Here is a 20,450-nt window from a genome sequence, read left to right on the forward strand (position 1 = left end):
GCGGTTCACCTCGATGATCAGACGTTTCCTTTCCTACTACGCGCCCTGGAAGGGGCTGTTCGCGCTCGACTTCTCCTGCGCGGTGCTGGCCGGCCTGCTTGAACTCGGCTTTCCCATGGCGGTCCGCACCTTCGTCGACCAGCTGCTGCCGCAGCAGGACTGGACCTTGATCATCATCGCGTCTGCCGGGCTGCTGGTGATTTACCTGCTCAACACCGTGCTGATGGCGGTCGTCACCTATTGGGGTCACATGCTCGGCATCAACATCGAGACCGAGATGCGGCGCAAGAGTTTCGACCATTTGCAGAAGCTGTCGTTCCGCTTCTACGACAACCACAAGACCGGCCATCTCGTCGGCCGTGTCACCAAGGACCTCGAGGAGATCGGCGAGATCGCCCATCACGGCCCCGAGGACCTGTTCATCGCCATCATGACCTTCGCCGGCGCCTTCGTGCTGATGTTCACGGTCAACATGCATCTGGCGCTGATCACGGCGGTGATCGTGCCTCTGATCGCCTGGGTGACGATGCGCTACGGCGACCGCATGGAGCGCAACTGGCAGGCGCTGTACCGGCGTGTCGGCGATTTCAACGTCCGCATCGAGGAGAATGTCGGCGGCATGCGCGTCGTCCAGGCCTTCGCCAATGAGGAGCATGAGCGCACGCTGTTCGCGCATGACAACCAGCGCTACCGCCAGACCAAGCTCGACGCCTACCGCATCATGTCGGCCAGCAATTCGCTGAACTATATGGGCATAAGGCTGATCCAGCTCGTGGTCATGATCGCCGGCAGCTATCTCGTCATCACGGGAGGCCTCAGCAATGGCGGCTTCGTCGGCTTCCTGCTTTTGGTCGGAGTCTTCGTACGGCCGATAGAGAAGATCAACTCGGTGATCGAGACCTATCCCAAGGGTATTGCCGGCTTCCGGCGCTACACCGAGCTACTCGACACCGAACCCGACATTGCCGACCGGCCAGGTGCCGTGACTGTGGGCGGCCTCAAGGGCGACATCGAATATCGCGGTGTCAGCTTCGGCTATGGCGACGGCAAGCCGGTGCTCAGGGGTATCGATCTCACCATCCACGCCGGCGAAACCATCGCCTTCGTCGGCCCGTCCGGCGCCGGCAAGACCACCATCTGCTCGCTGCTGCCACGTTTCTACGAGGTCAGCGCCGGCGCGATCAGCATCGACGGCATCGATATCAGGGACATGACGCTCGCTTCGCTGCGCGGCCAGATCGGCATCGTCCAGCAGGATGTGTTCCTGTTCGGGGGCTCGATCCGCGAAAACATCGCCTATGGCCGTCTCGGCGCCTCCGACGAGGCTATCGCCGATGCCGCGCGGCGGGCGCAGCTCGACGGCATGATATCGGGCCTGCCGGCCGGCTATGACACGATCATCGGCGAGCGCGGCGTAAAATTGTCCGGCGGCCAGAAGCAGCGGCTGGCGATCGCCCGCATGTTCCTGAAGAACCCGCCGATCCTTATCCTCGACGAGGCGACGTCGGCGCTCGACACCGAGACCGAGCGCGAAATCCAGAAGTCGTTGGCCGAACTTGCCGAGGGCCGAACCACGCTGGTCATCGCACACCGGCTGGCAACGATCCGCGGCGCCGACCGCATCGTCGTCGTCTCGGAGTCGGGCGTCGTCGAACAGGGTTCGCACAGCGAACTGCTCCGCGCCGGCGGCATCTATCGGCGCCTGCATGACGCCCAGCATCTGGTGTCGTCGCGCTGATACGAAACCGCTGGAGCAATTCCAGGGAAAGTGTGAAACGGTTTCCGTTCGGAATTGCGTCAAGCAAACAAGTGCCGATCGAAAAACGGGAGCCAAAAATGATCAAGGCGACGCCCTTCGACTTTCCCTATGACGGCAGGCTGATGGCCGAAACCACCGCGCTGATCGTCATCGACCTGCAGCAGGATTTCCTGTCGACGACGGGCTACTTCGCCAGGCAGGGATATGATCCCTCGCCGCTCAGGGCGATCCTGCCGACCGTGAGCCGGCTGATATCAGCCGCCCGCAAGGCCGGTGTCAGGGTCATCCACACCAGGCAGGGCTACCGGGCTGACATGGCCGACATGACGCCCTACGAGACATGGCGCCGCAAGCGCGCTGGGCTCGAAGGCACCGAAATCCTGCTGCGCTCTGGTCCAGGATTCCAGATCGTTCCGGAGATCGACGTCGCCCCGCAGGACATCATCGTCGACAAGACCTGCAACAGCGCTTTCACCTATACGGATTTCGAACTTGTGCTGCGCGCGCAAGGCATCACGCATCTGCTGTTTTCCGGATGCACCACGGATGTCTGCGTCCACACCACGCTGCGTGAGGCCTGCGACCGCAATTTCCAATGCCTGACGATTTCGGACGCCTGCGCCAGCGGCGACAGACAAGCGCACGAAGCAGCCCTTCACATGGTGACGGTTGAAGACGGCGTCTTCGGCGCGCTAACGGGTTCGAGCGCTGTCATTGAAGGCCTGTCGCGGCTTGGCGACAGGCCCGAGGCAACAAAAGGCTGAAGAACTTCAGCCCGTTGCCCGCGTCTCCAATCCTGCACGAGACGCATATGCCCCAGGCTGGAATGCCTCGTGTTCGCGACGCGCCAGCGAATTGCGCAGCAGAGCGATCGTTTCCCGGCCGAGCGTTGCGATCTCGCGTGGCGTGTCGACGCCGACAATCATGAATTCATCGATCCCAAGGGCTGCATACGCAAGCAGCGACAGGGCGGCCTGGGCTGGTGGCCCGGCAACATCGACCGCCTTGTGGCCGGAGGCGGAAGCACCTTGGTGAATCCCGACCGGAAGCGCGAAGCGCAGCTTGCCGGCCCGACCATGTTCGGCGGCGGAGCGGCGCACCCGCTCCATCAATTGCCGGATCTCGTCGATCGAGCCGGGCGCCAATTCAAAGACATCGGCATGCCGGCCGGCAACTTTGAGTGCCGTTCCGGACTGCCCGCCCATGCGGATGACCAGGTCGGCGCCGTGCGGTCCCTTGCGCGGCACATAGCCGCCCTTGATGCTGTAGAACGTTCCTTCGTGGTCGAAGGGCCGGTCGTTCGACCACAGCCGCTTCAGCAGCACCAGATATTCGTCGATGCGCTGCCAGATGACGGTGTGCCCGACCGGCCGTGTTTCGGCGTCGGCGTCGCTCAGCGGCTCGCTGATCATTCTCAGCGCCAGGCGCCCGCCGCTTTTCCTGTCGATCGACGCCAGTTGGCGGGCCGCCACGGTCGGTTCGACCACGCCCGCCCAATGGGTGAGCACGACTTCCAGCGACGAGGTGCGATCGAGCACCTGGGCCGCAAAATCCATGTTGGTCAGCAGTCCGGCCGAATCGTCGATGACGATCTTGCGGAAGCCGCCATCCTCGATCAGCCCGAGCTTGGTCGCGGTCTCGGCAAAGTCGTAGAAAAAGGGAACCGCGGCATCGGCGGTCTTACCGGGAATATGCGTGAACTCGATCGGCATTGCCATGTCCTCCGTGGTGTCGGGCGCGCGAAAGCACGCCGAGGATTCGGTTCATTCAACTCCGATTGCCTGAAAGCGGTGGGCAGCTAAGCCCGGTCGATCTGACGACTCAGGGAATAAGGCCCAGCACAACGGCCCCGGTGAACACGAACGCAAGGGCAAAGACGAGATAGGCGAAAGCCCCGGCATAGGCCGGGCGAAAGGCCTGGGCATTGGCCGACCGCTGATCACTGCGATCCGTCTGGGCGTTCTGGATATAGGACATATCGACCTCCGTCTCGGCGGTTAATCTATAAAACTTGTAGACTTTGTCGATTGCTATTTTTAGGCCAAAGATGGAATAATTTTCTCCTATGGTGCTGGAAGTTGGTAGGCACTTGCTTAGAGGGAGCACTCTAACGGCCGATCCATATGGAGCGTCCGTTTTTTGCTTCTGCGTCCGAATGGACCTATGACCTTGCTTTCGCTGCGCTCAATTCGTGGATTGGCCGCCCGGCGCCGGCGCGGTAGCATCGCCCACCAGCAAAGCGAAATCGCCACACAGGGGGCAGAAAAATGGGCACAAGACTGGCCGGCAAGGTCGCCATCATTTCGGGGGGCGCGACGGGAATGGGTGGAGCGGCTTCGGAGCTGTTCGCCGCCGAAGGCGCCAAGGTGGCGATCATCGACCGCAACGGCGAGGCGGCCGCCGCAACCGCAGCGACAATCAGGGCGCGCGGCCATCTCGCCGAGCATTTTGTCGCCGACGTCTCCGACGAGGCACAGGTCGAAGCGGCCGTGAAGGGTGCTATCGAAAAACTCGGACCGGTCACCGTGCTGTTCAACCACGCCGGCACCATCGTGATAAAGCCCTTCCTGGAGACCACGGTGCAGGAATGGGACTGGCTGCATGCCGTCAATGTGCGCTCGATGTTCCTGATGACGCGCGCCGTTTTGCCCGGCATGATTGCGGCCGGCGGCGGCTCGATCGTCTGTACTTCGTCGATCTCGGCGGTGGCGGCGACTCCCAACGAAGTGCTCTACGACACCACCAAGGGCGCCTGCCACATGTTCGCCCGCGCCATCGCCGTCGAGTTCCGCGACCGCAACATCCGCTGCAACGCCGTCTGCCCCGGCTTCATCCGTACACCGCACGGCCTGCGCGAGGTCGCCGACCTCGGCAGGCTCGGCGTCGACGTCTCCGACGCGGCACTGGCCGCGCAGCAGGGCCGCATCGGCGAGCCGGAAGAGGTGGCGAGGGCAGCGCTCTACCTGGCCAGCGACGAGTCGAGCTTCGTCAACGGCACGCATCTGTTCGTTGACAATGGTTTTACGGCGATGTGAGGCTTTCCAGGGACAGGTTCTTCGTCCCAGGGACAGCTTGTCGCCCTTCCTCTACCCCGTCGATCGGGGGAGAGGAAAGGCACCAAGTCCTGCTCGTCTACCGTTCTTCCCGTCGAAACGGCTTGAGCAGCGCCGACGGTGCCGTCGCGTTGCGCGACATCACCGCCATGGCGACAATGGTGAAGATGAACGGCAGCATCAGGAACGCCTCGTAGGGGATGTGTCCGAGCCCGCTGGCCTGCATGCGCAACTGCAGCGCATCGACGAAGGCGAACAGCAGCGCCGCCCCCGCCGAGCGCCACGGATCCCAGCGGCCAAACACGACCAGCGCGATCGCCACCCAGCCACGCCCCGAGACGACGCCGAAGGTGAAGGCGTTGAACTGCGCCATCGACAGAAAGGCGCCGGCCAGCCCCATCAGCGCACCGCCGAGGATGACTGCCTGGAAGCGCGTGGCAATGACGCTGACCCCCGCCGAATCGGCGGCGCGCGGGTTTTCGCCGACCATACGCACCGACAGGCCCCATGGCGTGCGGTAGAGCACGAAGGCGGCCAGCGGAATGGCCAGGATCGCCATGTAGACCAGCGCGAACTGGCTGAACACCGCCGTCCCGAGCACCGGGATGTCCGAAAGGAGCGGGATCGGCAGTGTCTGAAACCCCTTGATGTTGGGCGGCACCGACTGCTGGCCGAAGATCAGCCGGTAGAGGAAATAGGCGAGGCCCGACGAGAACAGCGTCACGCCGATGCCGCAGACATGCTGGCTGAGGCCGAGCGCCACAGTGAACAGCGCATGCAGCGCGCCCATCAGCATGCCGGTCAGCACCGCAGCCAGCACGCCGAGCCACAGGCTGCCGCTGAGACTGGCGGCGGTAAAGCCGGTCATCGCCGACAACAGCATGATGCCTTCGATGCCGAGATTGAGCACGCCAGCCCGCTCCGAGAACATTTCGCCGAGCGTTGCAAAAGCCAGCGGCGTGGCGATGCGGATGATCGCGGCCAGGAAGCCGACCTGGAAGATCTGTTCGAACACCGCGCTCATCGGGCAACCCCGACGCGGCGGATGCGATAGGCGGTGAACAGCAGCGCCACCAGCATGGAAAGCAATGCGGTGCCCTGGATGACGTCGCTGAGGAAGGCCGGCACGCCGGTCGCCCGCGACATCGCTTCGGCGCCGGTCATCACGGCGGCAAGGAAGATCGCCGCCGGCACCACGCCGAGCGGGTTGAGCCGCGCCAGCATGGCAACAACGATGCCGGAATAGCCGTAGCCCGGCGAGATGTCGCTCATCACCTGGAAATGCACGCCGCCGACCTCGCCGACGCCGGCCAACCCGGCCAGCGCGCCGGACAGCAGCGCCGTCGAGATCAGCACCCGCTCGACATGGATGCCGCCATATCTGGCGGCTTCCGGGTTTTCGCCGGTGACCCTGATCCTGAAGCCGAGCGTCGTGCGCACGATCAGGAACCAGGTCAGCGGCGCCGCGATCAGCGCCGCGACGACGCCGAGATGCAGTCTTGTGCCTTCGAGCAGCACCGGGAAATTGGCCGAATCCTCGATCGGCGGCGAGATCGGATAGCCGCTGAAGGAGTCCTTCCACGGGCCTTCGATCAGCGCCATCAGCGCATAATAGATGACCGAGTTGAGCAGCAGCGAACTGACGACATCGTCGACCTTGAATTTTACTCTGAGCGTCGCCGGCACCAGCGCGACTGCGGCTCCCGCCGCGGCACCGGCGACCGCCATCAAGACCATGGCGAGCGGCCCCGGCATTGGAATGGCGCCGACAAAGCAGCTGGCCACCGCGCCGGCCAGCAATTGCCCCTCGGCGCCGATGTTCCAGAATTTGGCCCGGAAGGCGACCGCGACCGCCAGTCCGGTGAAGATCATGGGTGTTGCACGCACCATCGTTTCGGTGATCGCATAGCTGTCGCCCAGCGACGCCGTGAACATCACGCCATAGGCTTCGAGCACGCCGGCGCCGGCCAGCGCGATGAGGCCGCTGCATAGGATGAGCGTCCCGCCGATCGCCAGCAATGGCAGAGCGAGGTTGAACCAGGCAGGTGTGCTTGTGCGGGCTTCCAGGCGGAACATTAGGCGGCACCCTCTGTTCTGTCTGTCGAACAAGAATTCTGACGAAGAGGGACCCCCACCCCTAGCCCCTCCCCACAAGGGGGAGGGGAACTCTCGCAGGCGCCGACCACGACAAAACAGCAGAAGTCCGGGCTCGGAAGCTGTGCCCCCCTCCCCCTTGTGGGGAGGGGTTAGGGGTGGGGGTCAGCGCCGCCAGAAGGTCCATCTAGGCTCTCCCCTCCGCCCCGGTCATCATCAAGCCGAGCCGCGCTATCGTTGCATCGGCGCTGTCGAGCGTGCCGACGATGCGGCCCTCATACATCACCGCGATGCGGTCGCAGAGCACCAGCAGCTCTTCGAGATCCTCGCCAATGACGATGATGCCGCAGCCTTTGGTCCGCATGTCGAGGAACTTTTCATGGATGAAGCGGGCGGCACCGATATCGAGCCCACGCGTCGGCTGCGAGACAACAAGCACCTTCGGATCGAAGGCAAGCTCGCGTGCCAACAACGCCTTCTGCAGATTGCCGCCGGACAATGCGCCGGCCCGGGTCATCGGTCCGGGGCATCTGATGTCATAGGCCTTGATTTGTTCTTCAGCGAAAGCGCGGATCGCATGCGGCTTGAGCAGGCCTTTGCTGCTGAACGCCGCGGTGCCGATGCGCGGCAACACCATCGAATCGGCGAGCGGCAGGTTGGTCACCAGTCCGGTCGTCATACGGTCTTCCGGGATACGTCCGAGCCCGAGCGCCTGCACCTCGCGCGGCGAAAACCGTGAGACTTTTTGGCCGGCAATCGTCATCCGGCCGGCATCGGGCGCCCGCACGCCGGAGATCACCTCCGCCAGCGCCCGCTGGCCATTGCCCGACACCCCGGCAATGCCGAGGATTTCGCCGGCACGAACGGCAAGCGATATGTCGCGCAGCGCCGTGCCGGAATGATGCGAGGTTGAGATACCGTCGAGCGTCAGCACATCAGCACCCGGCGCCGATGGTCCCCGCGCCGGCGGCACGATCTCATGGCCGCACATCAGTGTTGCCATCTCCGAGGATGTCGTGTTGGCCGGGTCATCGACGCGGCCGGCAACGCGGCCATGCCGCAGCACCGTGCAGCGATGCGTCAGCGCCCGCACCTCATTGAGCTTGTGCGAGATGAAGATGATGCCGAGACCTTGCGCCGCCATAGAACGTAACGCCGAAAACAGCCCGTCGACCTCGCTTGGCGCCAGCACCGCTGTCGGCTCGTCGAGGATCAGCAGCCTGGCGCCACGAAACAGAGCCTTGACGATTTCGAGCCGCTGCTGCTCGCCGACCGACAGCGCCGAGACCGGCAGGTTCGGGTCAAGCATCAGCCCATGCTGGCGGCCGATCTCGGCCAGCCGCGCCAGCCCGCCGGCGCGGTCGATCCGTCCTGTCTTGCCGGGAATGCCGATCAAAAGATTTTCCAGCACAGTCAGCCGCGGCGCGAGGTGAAAATGCTGGTGCACCATGCCGATGCCGGCGGCCAGCGCATCGGCGGAACTGGTGATCCGCACCGGCTTGCCCTGGATGAGGATTTCCCCAGCATCGGGCGCATAGGCGCCGAACAGCACATTCATCAGCGTCGTCTTGCCGGCGCCGTTCTCGCCCAGCAACCCCAGGATCTCGCCGGGTGCCACGCTGAGATCGACGGCCTCGTTCGCCTTGACGGCGCCGAAGCTCTTGGTGATGCCGCGCATTTCGATGAGGGGGGCGGGCAAGGGCAAGGATGCTCCTGATCGGAGTTGGCTTTGCGGTTCAGCTTTGATTGAGAGGGATGCGCTGCACCCCCCTCTGGCCTGCCGGCCATCTCCCCCTCAAGGGGGGAGATCGGATGTCATTTCGGCTTTCGCCAATTTTCTACGCCGAAGCAGGAGTGCCGCCGACAAAGCCGCCAATCTCCCCCCTTGAGGGGGAGATGTCCGGCAGGACAGAGGGGGGGCGCCTAGCACCAACCCCAAAAGCCAGAGCGTCAATCCGAAACCGGCGTATTCTCGTCCACATCCACCCGGAAATTGCCTTCGAGGATCTCGGCCTTCTTCTTCTCGACCAGCTCCTTGACGTCCGCCGGCAGCGTCTTGTCGAACTTGTGGTAGGGCGCCAGATGCGAGCCGCCCTTGGCCATGCGCGAGAAGTCGCCATAGTCCTGCGCGGTGAAGACGCCGGCCCTGACCAGTTTGATCGCCTGCTCGACCGTCGGATACATGTCCCAGACCGGGCCGGTGATGACCGTGTCGGGGCCGAGGCTCGACTGGTCGGACATGTTGGAGATGGCAAGGATCTTCTTGTCCACCGCCGCTTCGATGACGCCGAAGCGCTCGGCATAGATGACGTCGACACCGGCGTCGATCTGCGCGAGCGCCGCTTCCTTGGCCTTGGGCGGATCGAAGAAGGAACCGATGAAGGCGACCTTCTTCTTGATGTTGGGATTGACCTCCCTGGCGCCGGCGAAGAAGGCGTTGACCAGCCGGTTGACTTCCGGAATGCCCATCGCCGCGACGGCGCCGATCGTGCCCGACTTCGACATCTTGCCGGCGATCAATCCGGAGAGATAGGCCGGCTCGTGGATCCAGTTGTCGAAGACGCCGAAATTGGGTTCCGCCGGGCCGGCGCCGGAGCCGAACAGCCAGGCGGTCTTCGGGAATTGCTTGGCTGTGCGGCGCGATTCACGCTCGGCGGCGAAGGCATCGCCCAGCACCAGCTCATAGCCGCCTTGCGCATATTCGCGCATGACGCGGCTGAAATCGGCGGTCTGCACCTTCTCGGACCATTTGTATTCGATGCCGAGTTCCTTCTCGGCCCTCTGCAAGGCGACATGGATCTGGTTGTCCCACGGCTCCTCGATCGGCGTGGCGAAGATCGCCGCCACCTTCAGCTTCTTGTCCGCCGCGAAAGCGGCGCCCGGCAGCATCGCAGCTGCCAAACCAAGCGCGCCCAGCTCCAGCACATTGCGTCGCGAAAGCCCTTCGCGTTTTATCTGCGATTTATTGTTCCGGTTTTCCATTGCATTCCCCTCTGTTCGACAGCCGTGTCGAGCCGGCTGTTCGTGAAAATGTCAGACGGGGAAGTATGGAACGACGCCAGACTTTTGTCCACGTGGTCAAATTTGAACCGCGCACCGGATTCTTGATCTTAGCCGGCCAAGCAAGGGCCGCCGATCAAACCCGTTCCAGCGCGATCGCGATGCCCTGGCCGACACCGATGCACATCGTGGCAAGCCCATAACGGCCGCCACGTTCGCGCAGCTCCAGCGCCGCCGTGCCGGAGATGCGGGCACCCGACATGCCCAGGGGATGGCCAAGCGCGATGGCGCCGCCATTCGGGTTGACGTGTTCCGCATCCTCGGCAATGCCAAGCTGGCGCAGCACGGCTATGCCTTGCGAGGCAAAGGCTTCGTTGAGCTCGATGACATCGAACTGTTTTGGCGTCAGGCCAAGCCGCGCGCAGAGTTTTTGCGTCGCCGGCGCCGGGCCGATGCCCATGATGCGCGGCGCCACACCGGCGGCAGCGCCGCCGAGAATGCGGGCGATCGGCGTTAGGCCATATGTCTTCACCGCCGCCTCGGAAGCGACGATCAGCGCCGCCGCCCCGTCATTGACGCCGGAGGCATTGCCGGCCGTTACCGTACCGCCTTGCCGGAACGGCGTCGGCAGCTTGGCCAGCGTCTCGACCGTTGAGCCAGCGCGGGGATGCTCGTCCTTCGAGATGACCACCGGATCGCCCTTGCGCTGCGGGATCGTCACCTCTGTGATTTCCTTTGCCAGCCTTCCATTGGCTTGCGCGGCGACCGCCTTGTCCTGGCTGCGTACGGCAAAGGCGTCCTGGTCGGCGCGTGACACCGAAAAATCCTCGGCGACGTTCTCGCCGGTTTCCGGCATCGAATCGACGCCATACTGCTTCTTCATCAGCGGATTGACGAAGCGCCAGCCGATGGTGGTGTCGTAGATCTCGGCATTGCGCGAGAACGCCGTGTCGGCCTTGGGCATGACGAAGGGCGCGCGGCTCATCGATTCGACGCCGCCCGCGATCATCAATTCCGCTTCGCCCGCCTTGATGGCGCGAGCGGCTATGGTCAGCGCATCCATGCCGGAGCCGCACAGGCGGTTGACGGTCGAACCTGGAATCTCCTTCGGCAGACCTGCCAGCAGCAGCGCCATGCGCGCCACGTTGCGGTTGTCCTCGCCGGCCTGGTTGGCACAGCCATAGACGACGTCGTCGACAGCCTGCCAGTCGATGCCGGGATTACGCTCGGCCAGCGCCCTCAGCGGTATCGCGCCAAGATCGTCTGATCGTACCGAAGACAGCGAACCGCCGAAGCGGCCGATCGGAGTGCGGATGTAGTCGCAGATATAGGCCTCGGCCATGTCATGCAGCCTTTGCTTTTCCGGTTCCCTCATGCGCCGCCTTGGTGCGGGCCTGCAGGTCGCGCAATGTCTTGAGTTCGAGTTCGCTTGGCGCCGGTGTTTCGTCAAGCGCCTCCGCGAACTTTACCACCCAGCCACAGCTCTCCTGCACCTGCTGGCGCGTGACGCCGGGATGCAGCGACACGACAGTGAATTCCTTGCTCACCGGGTCCGGCTTCCAGATGGCGAGATCGGTGATCAGCAGCGTCGGGCCGGCGGTGTCTATGCCAAGCCGTTTTCGATGGTCACCACCCTCGCCATGGCCGAAGGAGGTGAAGAAGTCGATCTTCTCGACCATGCCGCGCTTGGTCTGCGCCATGGTGATGTAGATCTCCTTCGACGACGTCGCGATCTCCGGCGCGCCGCCGCCGCCGGGCAGCCGGGTCTTGGGATGGAAATAGTCGCCGATGATGGTGGTGTTGATGTTGCCGAATTTGTCGAGCTGCGCCGCACCGAGGAAGCCGATCGAGATGCGGCCGCCCTGCAGCCAGTAGCGGAACATCTCAGGCACCGCGACGGTGGTGATAGCGGTCTCGCACAATTCGCCGTCGCCGATCGACAGCGGCAGCACGTCAGGCGCGGTGCCGATCGTGCCGCTCTCGTAAATCAGGGTGATGTCAGGCGCATGCGTCAGCCGCGCCACATTGCAGGCGGCCGATGGCGCGCCGATGCCGACGAAGCAGACATCGTCGTTGCGCAGCGCGCGGCTGGCGGCGATGGTCATCATCTCGTTGGGGGTGAATCCCGGATTGTCGCTCATGCCGCTTTCCTCAAATGCTCGACCCGGGCCGCGAAATCGTCGGCGCTCTTCTCGATCACGTAGGCCTGCATCCACGCCTGGAATTTCTCGCGGTCGGCGGCGATCTCGTCCCATTCGAGATAGGCCGCATTGTCGCGCGCATAGTAGCCGTGCGCGTAGGACGGATGCGAGCCGCCGGGCACGACCGATATCGCCGCGATCGTCCAGCGCGGCAGCACGGTCAGATTGGGGTGCGGATCGTCGAAATTGTCGACGACTTCCTCGACGGTCACCACAGCGCGTTTGGCCGCCAGAACCGCTTCCTTCTGAATGCCGATGATGCCCTCGACCAGCACATTACCTTTCCTGTCGGCCTTCTGGGCATGGATGAAGGTGACGTCAGGCCGGATCGAAGGGACAGCGGCCAGCACCTCGCCGGTGAACGGACAGGTCACCGACTTGATATTCGGGTTGACCGCCGCGAGGCCAGCACCGCGATAGCCGCGAAACACCGCGCAGGGCAGGCCGGCAGCACCCGCTTCATAGGCATTGGCCATGCCGGCATGGCTGTGCTCCTCAATTTCGAGTGAGCGCGGAAAGCCGTTCTCGATGGCATCGCGGGCGCGCCGCAGCAGGCCGACGCCGGGATTGCCGACATAGGAGAAGACGATTTTCTTTGCCATGCCCATGCCGATCATCTGGTCGTAGATCAGGTCCGGCGTCATGCGGATCAGGGTCAGGTCGCGAAAACCCTGGCGGATCGCCTCATGCGCCGCCGCCGTCGGGATCAGATGGGTGAAGCCCTCGAAGGCGACGGAGTCGCCATCTTTCAAATTCTCGGCCACGGCCTGTTTGAGCGGCAGGAACTTGACCATCGCATCGGCTCCGGGTTTCAGAAAGTTCGTATTGCGAACATATGTTTTGTATGCGATACTTTCTACGCTGAGCGAGGGCGAGGAGTCAATCCTGACGCCGATGCCGTTCCGCGGAGACAAGATGGACGAAGCGGCTGTTTCCCGTGATCATGTCGGCTCGCTCGATCGCGGCCTCGCCGTCATGGAGATCCTGGCCCGCCATCCCTCGGGCATGACGCTGACAGAAATGGCGGAGGAAGCGGGCCTCACCCGCGCCGGCGCCCGCCGCTTCCTGCTGACACTCACCGCCACCGGCTATGCAACACAGGCCGGCCGCGTGTTCTCGCTGTCGCCGCGCCTGCTGACGGTTGCCCGCACCTGGCTCGGCGGCGCCTCGCTATGGGCCTTCGCCGCGCCCATCATGCGCTCTGTGGCAGCACAACTGAACGAGGCCTGCTCGGCGGCCATCCTGTCGGGTGAGGATGTCGTCTATGTCGCCCGCATTCCCGGCCGCCGCATCCTCAGCGTGTCGCTCGACGTCGGCACCAGGCTGCCGGCCTACTGCACCTCGATGGGACGCATCCTGCTTGCCGGCCTGACATCAGGGGAATTGGACGCATTCCTCGGTCAGGCGACCATCGAGAGACGGACACCGAAGACGATCACCGATATCAGGCTGCTGGCCGGCGCCATCGGCAAGGCGAAGGCCGACGGCTTTGCCATCGTCGATGAGGAACTGGAGCTCGGCCTGCGCTCGATCGCCGTGCCGATCCGCGACCGGGCGGAGCGCACAGTGGCGGCCATCAACGTCTCGACGCAATCGGCGCGGTTTTCGGTGACGGAGATGGAGCGGGAGATACTGCCGGTGCTGGTTGAGGCCAGGCAGCGCATCGAGGATTTTTTTGTCGTCTAATCAATCGCCCGAAAACTCTTCAAACGCCAGCGCCGCCCCTCATTGCCCTGCCGGGCATTTCTCCCCGTATAGTGACGGGGAGAAAGTAGCTGGCGCAACGCCATCGCCTTTCCTGCAACATTGGCGATACCGGCGACAACAGCGTCCCTCGCCCCGTTGACGGGGAGAGGATGCCGGCAGGCAGGTGAGGGGCAGTGCTAACGTCGACAATTGCCTCTGATCAATGCTTGATACGATCCCGCATCGCGTACCATAGCATCCCCAGCACATAGAGCGGCCCACGCAGCGCCGTGCCGCCCGGGAACGGCATCGGCGTCAGCGTCGAGAACAAGTCAAGCCGCGAGGCATCGCCAGTGATCGCTTCGGCCAGCAGCTTGCCCGACAGCGTCGACAGGATGACGCCCTTGCCGGAATAGCCATGCGCAAAATAGACCTCGCCATAGTGCCCGATGTGCGGCAGCCTGGATGTCGTCACCGACACCAAGCCGCCCCAGGCCTGATCGATGCGGCAGCCCTTGAGCTGCGGAAAGGTCTTTTCCATATGCGGCCGCACGAAGCCGGCAATATCGGCCGGCGGTGACGGCGTGTAGCGTTCGCCGCCGCCGAACAGCAGGCGTCCATCCGCCGACATGCGGTAGTAATTGACGACGAAGCGGGTGTCGGACACCGCGACATTGGCCGGGATGACATTGCGTGTGCCCTCCAGCGGCTCGGTGGCGACGATGTAGTTGCCGACCGGCATGATGCGGCTGTTGACGCGCGGCTCCAGCCCGTTGAGCAGAGCGTCACCCGCCAGCACGACATGTCTGGCCCGGACCGATCCCTTTGCAGTCGAGACCCGGATCGAAGGCTCGCGCTCCAGTTTCACCACCACCGAATTCTCGTGGATGATGACGCCGACCGCAACTGCCGCACGGGCAAGGCCCAGCGTGTAGTTCAGCGGATGCATGTGGCCGCCGAGCGGCTCGTACATCGCGCCATGGTAGGATGTGTCGACCTTGGCTCGGGCTTCCGCCGCCGACAGGATCTCGGCATGCGGAAATTTCATCACCGTGGCCAGACACTCGGCCTCTTCCTCGAGATCCCTGAGGTCGGAGCCATTGACCGCGCCGACCAGATGGCCGGTCAGCCTGAGATCGCAATCGATGGCGTGGCGCTCAATGATATCGAGCACCAGCCCGCGTGCCTCGAAGGCAAGATCGAACAGCACCTTTGCCCGCTCCGGCCCGTAGAGTTTGACCAGGCCCTTGGCGCCCTTGCGCAGGCCGGGGATCATCTGGCCGCCATTGCGGCCCGACGCGCCCCAGCCGATCTTGCCGCCTTCGAGCAGCACCACTTTCACGCCGCGCTCGGCGGCGTGAAGGGCGGCTGACAGGCCGGTGCAGCCGCCACCGACGACAACCAGGTCGGTGTCGACGTCGCCGACCAGCGCCGGATGGTCCGGCGCCGGATTGGCGGTGGCGACATAATAGGATTTGGCGATATCGAGGCCCGAATTGAAACCCGTTGAACTGGAAGCCATGTTCACACCTTCAGCAGAAGGTGGTCGCGTTCCCAACTCGTCACCACGCCCTGGAACAGGTCGAGCTCGACGCTCTTGACGCGCAGATAGGTCTGGAAGAAATCCTCGCCGAGCAGTTCCCGCACCGGCTCACATGCCTCGAAACGATCGAGCGCCTCCTCCATCGTTTTCGGCAGCGTGCTCTTGATCTTGTAGGCATTGCCCGACGCTTCGGCCGAGCGCGCCAGTTTCTGTTCGACGCCAAGATAGCCGGCAAGCAGCGAGCCGGCGATCGCCAGGTAAGGATTGGAATCCGCACCCGGAAGCCGGTTCTCCACCCGCCGCGCCGCGCGGCCCCCGGCCGGCACGCGCAGGCCGCAGGAGCGGTTGTCATGCGACCATTCGATGTTGGCCGGCGCGCTGTGGTTCGGCCTTATGCGGCGGAACGAGTTCACGTTGGGCGCAAACAGCGGCATGATTTCCGGGACATATTTCTGCAGGCCGCCGATGAAATGGCCGAACATTGCGCTGTCGGCATCGTCGCTGCCGGCAAACAAAGTCCTGCCGGCCTCGTCGATGACCGACATGTGCAGATGCATCGAGCTTCCCGCCTGTGCGGCGATCGGCTTGGCCATGAAGGTGGCGTGCATTCCGCTCTGCTGCGCGGCCTGGCGCGTCAGCCGCTTGAACAGCAGCACCTTGTCGGCCAGCGGCAGCGCATCGCCATGCAGGAAGTTGATCTCAAGCTGCGCCGTACCCGATTCATGGATCAGCGTGTCGAGCGGCAGGCCGGCCGCCGCCGCATAGTCATAGACTCGGCGGATCACCGGCTCGAACTCCTCGAGCGCGGCCATGTCATAGGGATGCTGCACACCCTCGGCACGGCCATTGGCGCCGATCGGAGCGGTCAGCGGCTGGTCCGGATCGGGATTGGGCGCGGTCAGATAAAATTCGAGCTCCGGCGCCACCACCGCCCGCCAGCCGCGCCTGGCGTAGAGGTCGAGCACGGCGCGCAGCACATGGCGCGGCGAGGCCATCCAGGGCCGGTCGTCCATATGGAAGGCATCGGCGAAGACATAGGCCTTGCCGGGAGCGGCACCCGGCGCCAGGCACAGCGTCGAGACATCGGGCACCATGCGCATGTCCGGGTCCGAATAGGCAAAACCCTCGTCGATCGAGCCGGAGTAGCGGCCGTCGATGCTGACCAGGAAAGCGCTGCTCGGCAGATAGAGCGCGCGATCTTCCAGCGCCTGGAGGAATTTGGCCGTCGGCAAGGCCTTGCCGCGCAGGACGCCGTTCGTGTCGGGCACCAGGCACTCGACTTCGTTGATCCCGTGCCGGGCCAGCCAGGCCTTGGCGTCGTTGCCGCTGGAGAGCGAGATATTCGTGTTGTTGTCAGGCATTTCGTTCATGTCCGTATCAAAGAGAGTATGGCTTGGGCGGCCACATCCGTTCCAGGTTTCAGCGCCATTTGGGCTGCATTGTCCTTGAGGCGGGCGCGCATGGCATCGTCGGCCAGCAGGCCGAGAATCGCTTTCTCCAACACTCCTTCGGTCCAGGCGTCGCGGCCGATATGGTCACCGACGCCGGTTTCTCCGGCGCGGCGCGCATTGTCGTGTCCGTCCCAGCAATAGGGCATGATCAGTGACGGCACGCCGAAGCGCAGCGCTTCGCAAAAGCTGTTGTTGCCGCCGTGATGGATGAACAGGTCTGACTTCGCCACCACCGAGGGCTGCGGAAACCAGGCGTCGAGATAGACATTGTCCGGCACCGCACGGTAGGCGTCGCGCAGGCCGCCGGCATTGACAATAAAGCGCGCCGGCAGCCTGTCGAAGACGACCAGCATGCGCTCGATCAGGCCGACATCCATGGCGCCGAGGCTGCCGAAGCTGACATAGACTAGCGGCCCCTTGTTGCGCGGAAACACCGGCACTTCGAACGGCCCTTCCGAGCGCACGCAGCCTTCGAGATAGACGAAGCGCGTGGGATCGAGCGGCTCGGCGCGCTCACGACGCACGATCGAAGGCGTCAGCAGCAAATTGAGGTCGGGCGACGCCTCGAGGAACAGGCCCTTCGGCAGCGACGCCAGGCCGGCATCCATGCGAAAGCGATTGAAGCGGTCATGTGCGGGCGCGCAAGCCGCCAGATACCTTGCCTCGAACGCCGCGCGTTGCGGGTCATCCGCACCAAGCCCCGACAGGTAGGGCGGCACATTGGTGTCCGGCAGCTCGGTCTCGGCGCAGGAGACGACACGCACCCAGGGACAGCCGGCGGCTGATATCGCCGGGAACATGATGACATTGTCGAGCACCACCGCGTCCGGCTTCAGCCGCGCCAGCAATTGGCGCAGCGGCGCCTCGGCATTGACCGCAGTGTCGACGATGGCCTGCCAGGTCGGCGCGACATAGGTTTCCAGCTGGTCGATCGGGCTCAGCCGGAAATGCGGCAGGTGCCGGCGCACGAAGGCCTGCCAATAGCTCTGGCGTTCGCTGTCGCTCAGCGGCTCGTCGGTCGGCAGCTGGTATTCCTGGAAACCATAGTCGGCAAAGACGCCGGAAAAGCCGGCATGGCAAATGAAGACGGGCCGGGCTCCCTTGGCACGCAATGCCTGCGCGATGCCGACGCAATTCAACGCCGCGCCGAAACTGGCTTCGGGAAACAGCGCGATGGTCGGGCTGGCTTTACGCGTCAATTATTCCTCGTCATTCCGGCCGGCTGATCATGCCGAACAGGGCGGGCGCCCCGCGACTGGCCGCCTGCGGTCGCTGGTTGCGGGAAAGCCGCAGGTGGATACGAAGCAGATCGGCCGCCACCTCATACTGCAGGCTTTCAAGATGGTCGAGTATAACAAGGTGTTCGCGCAGCGATTGCCGCAGGCGGAAGACGTTGACGCCGGCATAGATGCCCGGCAGCCGGCGCAGCCTGAGATGATCGGCCAGCGCATCAGCAACGAAGCGGTTGGCGCAGCCCTCAGCGAGCATGCCGTGAAAATCGATGTCCAGCCGCTGGAACTCGCGTGTATCGAATGCGGCGTCCGGCAGCGCCACCAGCGCTTCCATAGCCTGGCGCAACGTCGCCGCCCGCGCGCCGTCCAGCCGGAAGCCCGGCGTCAGGATGGCCGCGGGTTCCAGCAGCAAGCGGAACTCATAGCTGTCGCCTTGCGCCTCTGGATCGTCGGGCGTGCGCCGAAACAGCCAGGACTGGCCAGGCGCTCGGTCCAACAAATTCTCTTCGGTCAGTTTGTTAAGTGCTTTTAGTACCGTCTTGCGCTCGGCACTGTAGCGCCGTATCAGCCCCGCGACGGTCACCGTCTGGTCCAGCCGACGCGCCGACCGGTCGCGCAGGATCGCCTCGGCCAACTCGTCCTCCTCGGCGGCGGGCAGTTCCGTGGCGACTGAAGCCTGCGCGGTGAGGTCGATGGCCAGGTGATAACCGGAATCTGCCTCCCAGCGCACGACACCCCGTTCAGCGAGCAGGCCGAGAGCCGCCCGCACCGGCGTGCGCGAGACATTGCACAACGAAGCGATCTGCTGCTCCGGCAAGCGTGCGCCGGGCTCAAAACCGCGCTGCCGCGCCACATCCAGGATGCGCTGCGCCAGATCGAGGTGGTTGGTGCGAGGTCGTCGGGCTGCGGCTTGCATGACTGGTCTCGTGGAAAACGACATGACCGCATTGATCTGACCGATCGCCCGCACGGACGCAATCGGCCAGATTCCACGATCGCTTAGCAAATTATGGATTGACGTACTTTTTTCTGCAATAGTACTGTCAGGGCAATCGGCGAGAAAAAGACCGAGGGAACGGGATCGAGGCAGCGGCAAGGGTCGCAGGCGTTGGTCCGGCGAATGCAATTCGACGATCAACCGAAATGGGAGTCTGTCATGACCGCTACCAGCCTGCGGCGCCGTGCGCTGAAAACATCTTCGATCGCACTTGGCCTGGCCTTGGCGCTGTCCGCGCCGGCGACGGCTGCCGACCTCGTCATTTCCAACTGGGACGGCTACATGGCGCCTGACGCCATGGCCGCCTTCAAGACCGCCACCGGCGTGTCGGGCGAAGTGGTGGTGCACGCCACCAATGAAGAGATCATGGGCAAGCTCATCGCCGCCGGCGGCAAGGGCTATGACGTGGTCTTCGTTTCTTCGCCCTTCGCCGAGGTGCTGAACAAGCTCGGCCTGACCGAGCCGATCGACCACGCCAAGATCCCGAACCTCACCAATCTCTATCCCGAGGCAACCAAGCTGCCGCACGATGCCGGCAATGCATTCTCGGTGCCCTACACCTGGGGCACGACCGGCCTCTGCTACCGTTCGGACCTGATGAAGGTTGCGCCCACCAGCTGGAGCGACCTGCTCGCGCCATCCGACGAATTGAAGGGCAAGACCACCATGCTGGCGACCGACCGCTGGCTGCTGGCTGCTGGCCAGCTCGACAAGGGCTATTCGGTCAACGAAACCGACCCGGCCAAGATGGCTGAGGTCAAGGATCTGCTGATCTCGGCCAAGAAGACCCTGCTCGCCTATGACGACACCACCTTCTATTCCAAGCTGGTGTCCGGCGAGGCGCTGATGGTGCAGGCATGGGACGGCTGGTGCAATTACGGCATCGCCGAAAAGCCAGAGATCAAATACGTCATTCCCAAGGAAGGCTCCGACCTCTGGGTTGACACGATGGTGGTGATGAAGGCCTCCGCCAACAAGGATGCCGCCTTCCAGTTCATCAACTTCATGCTCGACGCCAAGAACCACGCCTGGGCGGCGCAGAACATCGACTACAAGGTGCCGAACAAGCCAGCCATGGAAAGCCTGCCGGCCGATTTCCTGGCCAAATTCCCCAACATGGCGATGCCGGTGGCCGATCTCGTCAAGTTCGAGCAGTTGCGTGACGTCGGCGACGCCCAGCGCGACTATTCGAAGATCGTCAGCGAGATCAAGGCGGCGCAGTAGGGACTGTTCCAACAGCATCTTGGAATTAAGCTTGCGTTCCATGTCGCCCCCCTCTGGCCTGCCGGCCATCTCCCCCTCAAGGGGGGAGATTGGCTGTGGCGTCGCTTTCGCCAATCTTCGATATCTGGATGTAAGCGAGAGGTTCGAGCTGCTGATCTCCCCCCTTGAGGGGGAGATGGCCGGCAGGCCAGAGGGGGGCGCTCCTCCGTG

At 63.9% G+C, this 20,450-nt stretch carries 18 protein-coding genes; 5 read left to right on the plus strand and 13 right to left on the minus strand.

Annotation, left to right across the window (positions count from 1 at the left end):
- Positions 1 to 13: 13 nt before the first annotated feature.
- Both NP503_RS16250 and NP503_RS16255 read left to right on the plus strand, forming a co-directional pair.
- A complete protein-coding gene (locus NP503_RS16250) occupies positions 14 to 1,738 on the plus strand; it encodes an ABC transporter ATP-binding protein (RefSeq protein WP_127273365.1) in 1,725 nt (574 codons plus the stop codon).
- Positions 1,739 to 1,836: 98 nt separating this feature from the next.
- Positions 1,837 to 2,523, plus strand: a complete 687-nt coding sequence (locus NP503_RS16255; RefSeq protein ID WP_127269068.1) for a cysteine hydrolase family protein — start codon at positions 1,837 to 1,839, stop codon at positions 2,521 to 2,523.
- Between the two features lie 6 nt (positions 2,524 to 2,529).
- On the opposite strand, the gene NP503_RS16260 is transcribed toward NP503_RS16255, so the two are convergent.
- Together NP503_RS16260 and NP503_RS16265 are read right to left on the minus strand one after the other, a co-directional pair.
- Positions 2,530 to 3,471: an LLM class flavin-dependent oxidoreductase gene (locus NP503_RS16260; RefSeq protein ID WP_127269073.1), complete on the minus strand. Its 942-nt coding sequence runs from the start codon at positions 3,469 to 3,471 to the stop codon at positions 2,530 to 2,532.
- Between the two features lie 109 nt (positions 3,472 to 3,580).
- A complete protein-coding gene (locus NP503_RS16265) occupies positions 3,581 to 3,736 on the minus strand; it encodes a hypothetical protein (protein WP_127269069.1) in 156 nt (51 codons plus the stop codon).
- Positions 3,737 to 4,026: 290 nt separating this feature from the next.
- Here NP503_RS16265 and NP503_RS16270 point away from each other — a divergent pair, with 290 nt between their 5' ends.
- Positions 4,027 to 4,794, plus strand: coding sequence for an SDR family NAD(P)-dependent oxidoreductase (locus NP503_RS16270; protein WP_127269070.1), 768 nt, complete (start codon positions 4,027 to 4,029; stop codon positions 4,792 to 4,794).
- Positions 4,795 to 4,891: 97 nt separating this feature from the next.
- On the opposite strand, the gene NP503_RS16275 is transcribed toward NP503_RS16270, so the two are convergent.
- The 7 genes from NP503_RS16275 to NP503_RS16305 form a co-directional block, all read right to left on the minus strand.
- Positions 4,892 to 5,836, minus strand: coding sequence for an ABC transporter permease (locus NP503_RS16275; RefSeq protein ID WP_127269071.1), 945 nt, complete (start codon positions 5,834 to 5,836; stop codon positions 4,892 to 4,894).
- Positions 5,833 to 6,888 carry an ABC transporter permease gene (locus NP503_RS16280; RefSeq protein ID WP_127269072.1) on the minus strand — a complete coding sequence of 352 codons (1,056 nt, stop codon included), beginning with the start codon at positions 6,886 to 6,888 and terminating at the stop codon, positions 5,833 to 5,835. The genes NP503_RS16275 and NP503_RS16280 overlap by 4 nt, the downstream gene beginning before the upstream one ends.
- Before the next feature lie 205 nt (positions 6,889 to 7,093).
- Positions 7,094 to 8,605 carry an ABC transporter ATP-binding protein gene (locus NP503_RS16285; RefSeq protein WP_127268260.1) on the minus strand — a complete coding sequence of 504 codons (1,512 nt, stop codon included), beginning with the start codon at positions 8,603 to 8,605 and terminating at the stop codon, positions 7,094 to 7,096.
- Between the two features lie 251 nt (positions 8,606 to 8,856).
- Positions 8,857 to 9,888 carry a BMP family protein gene (locus NP503_RS16290; RefSeq protein WP_127268261.1) on the minus strand — a complete coding sequence of 344 codons (1,032 nt, stop codon included), beginning with the start codon at positions 9,886 to 9,888 and terminating at the stop codon, positions 8,857 to 8,859.
- A 154-nt stretch (positions 9,889 to 10,042) separates the two neighbouring features.
- Positions 10,043 to 11,248, minus strand: coding sequence for a 3-oxoadipyl-CoA thiolase (pcaF, locus tag NP503_RS16295; RefSeq protein ID WP_127268262.1), 1,206 nt, complete (start codon positions 11,246 to 11,248; stop codon positions 10,043 to 10,045).
- 1 nt (position 11,249) lies between these two features.
- Positions 11,250 to 12,047, minus strand: coding sequence for a CoA-transferase subunit beta (locus NP503_RS16300; RefSeq protein ID WP_127268263.1), 798 nt, complete (start codon positions 12,045 to 12,047; stop codon positions 11,250 to 11,252).
- Complete coding sequence (locus tag NP503_RS16305) at positions 12,044 to 12,901, minus strand: CoA transferase subunit A (protein ID WP_127268264.1); 858 nt, start codon at positions 12,899 to 12,901, stop codon at positions 12,044 to 12,046. The genes NP503_RS16300 and NP503_RS16305 overlap by 4 nt, the downstream gene beginning before the upstream one ends.
- Positions 12,902 to 13,022: 121 nt before the next feature.
- On the opposite strand from NP503_RS16305, the gene NP503_RS16310 reads away from it, so the two are divergent.
- A complete protein-coding gene (locus NP503_RS16310) occupies positions 13,023 to 13,793 on the plus strand; it encodes an IclR family transcriptional regulator C-terminal domain-containing protein (RefSeq protein WP_127268265.1) in 771 nt (256 codons plus the stop codon).
- Between the two features lie 220 nt (positions 13,794 to 14,013).
- Here the strand turns inward: NP503_RS16310 and NP503_RS16315 are convergent, their stop codons facing one another.
- From NP503_RS16315 to NP503_RS16330, 4 genes are read right to left on the minus strand one after another with little or no spacing between them, the layout of a single operon-like run.
- The gene (locus tag NP503_RS16315) at positions 14,014 to 15,315 is read right to left on the minus strand and encodes an FAD-binding oxidoreductase (RefSeq protein ID WP_127271818.1); all 1,302 of its coding nucleotides are present in this window, start codon (positions 15,313 to 15,315) and stop codon (positions 14,014 to 14,016) included.
- A gap of 2 nt (positions 15,316 to 15,317) precedes the next feature.
- Positions 15,318 to 16,697 (minus strand): glutamine synthetase family protein, encoded by a 1,380-nt coding sequence (locus NP503_RS16320; RefSeq protein ID WP_127271820.1) that lies wholly within the window; start codon positions 16,695 to 16,697, stop codon positions 15,318 to 15,320.
- Between the two features lie 5 nt (positions 16,698 to 16,702).
- The gene (locus NP503_RS16325) at positions 16,703 to 17,986 is read right to left on the minus strand and encodes a glycosyltransferase (RefSeq protein ID WP_127266966.1); all 1,284 of its coding nucleotides are present in this window, start codon (positions 17,984 to 17,986) and stop codon (positions 16,703 to 16,705) included.
- Positions 17,987 to 17,996: 10 nt separating this feature from the next.
- On the minus strand, positions 17,997 to 19,157 hold the full coding sequence (locus tag NP503_RS16330; protein ID WP_236382938.1) for a GntR family transcriptional regulator: 1,161 nt from the start codon (positions 19,155 to 19,157) through the stop codon (positions 17,997 to 17,999).
- 18 nt (positions 19,158 to 19,175) lie between these two features.
- On the opposite strand from NP503_RS16330, the gene NP503_RS16335 reads away from it, so the two are divergent.
- Positions 19,176 to 20,240 (plus strand): spermidine/putrescine ABC transporter substrate-binding protein, encoded by a 1,065-nt coding sequence (locus tag NP503_RS16335; RefSeq protein ID WP_127266967.1) that lies wholly within the window; start codon positions 19,176 to 19,178, stop codon positions 20,238 to 20,240.
- Positions 20,241 to 20,450 lie beyond the last annotated feature (210 nt).

Source organism: Mesorhizobium sp. SEMIA396 (assembly GCF_024518615.1).
Lineage (GTDB): Bacteria > Pseudomonadota > Alphaproteobacteria > Rhizobiales > Rhizobiaceae > Mesorhizobium.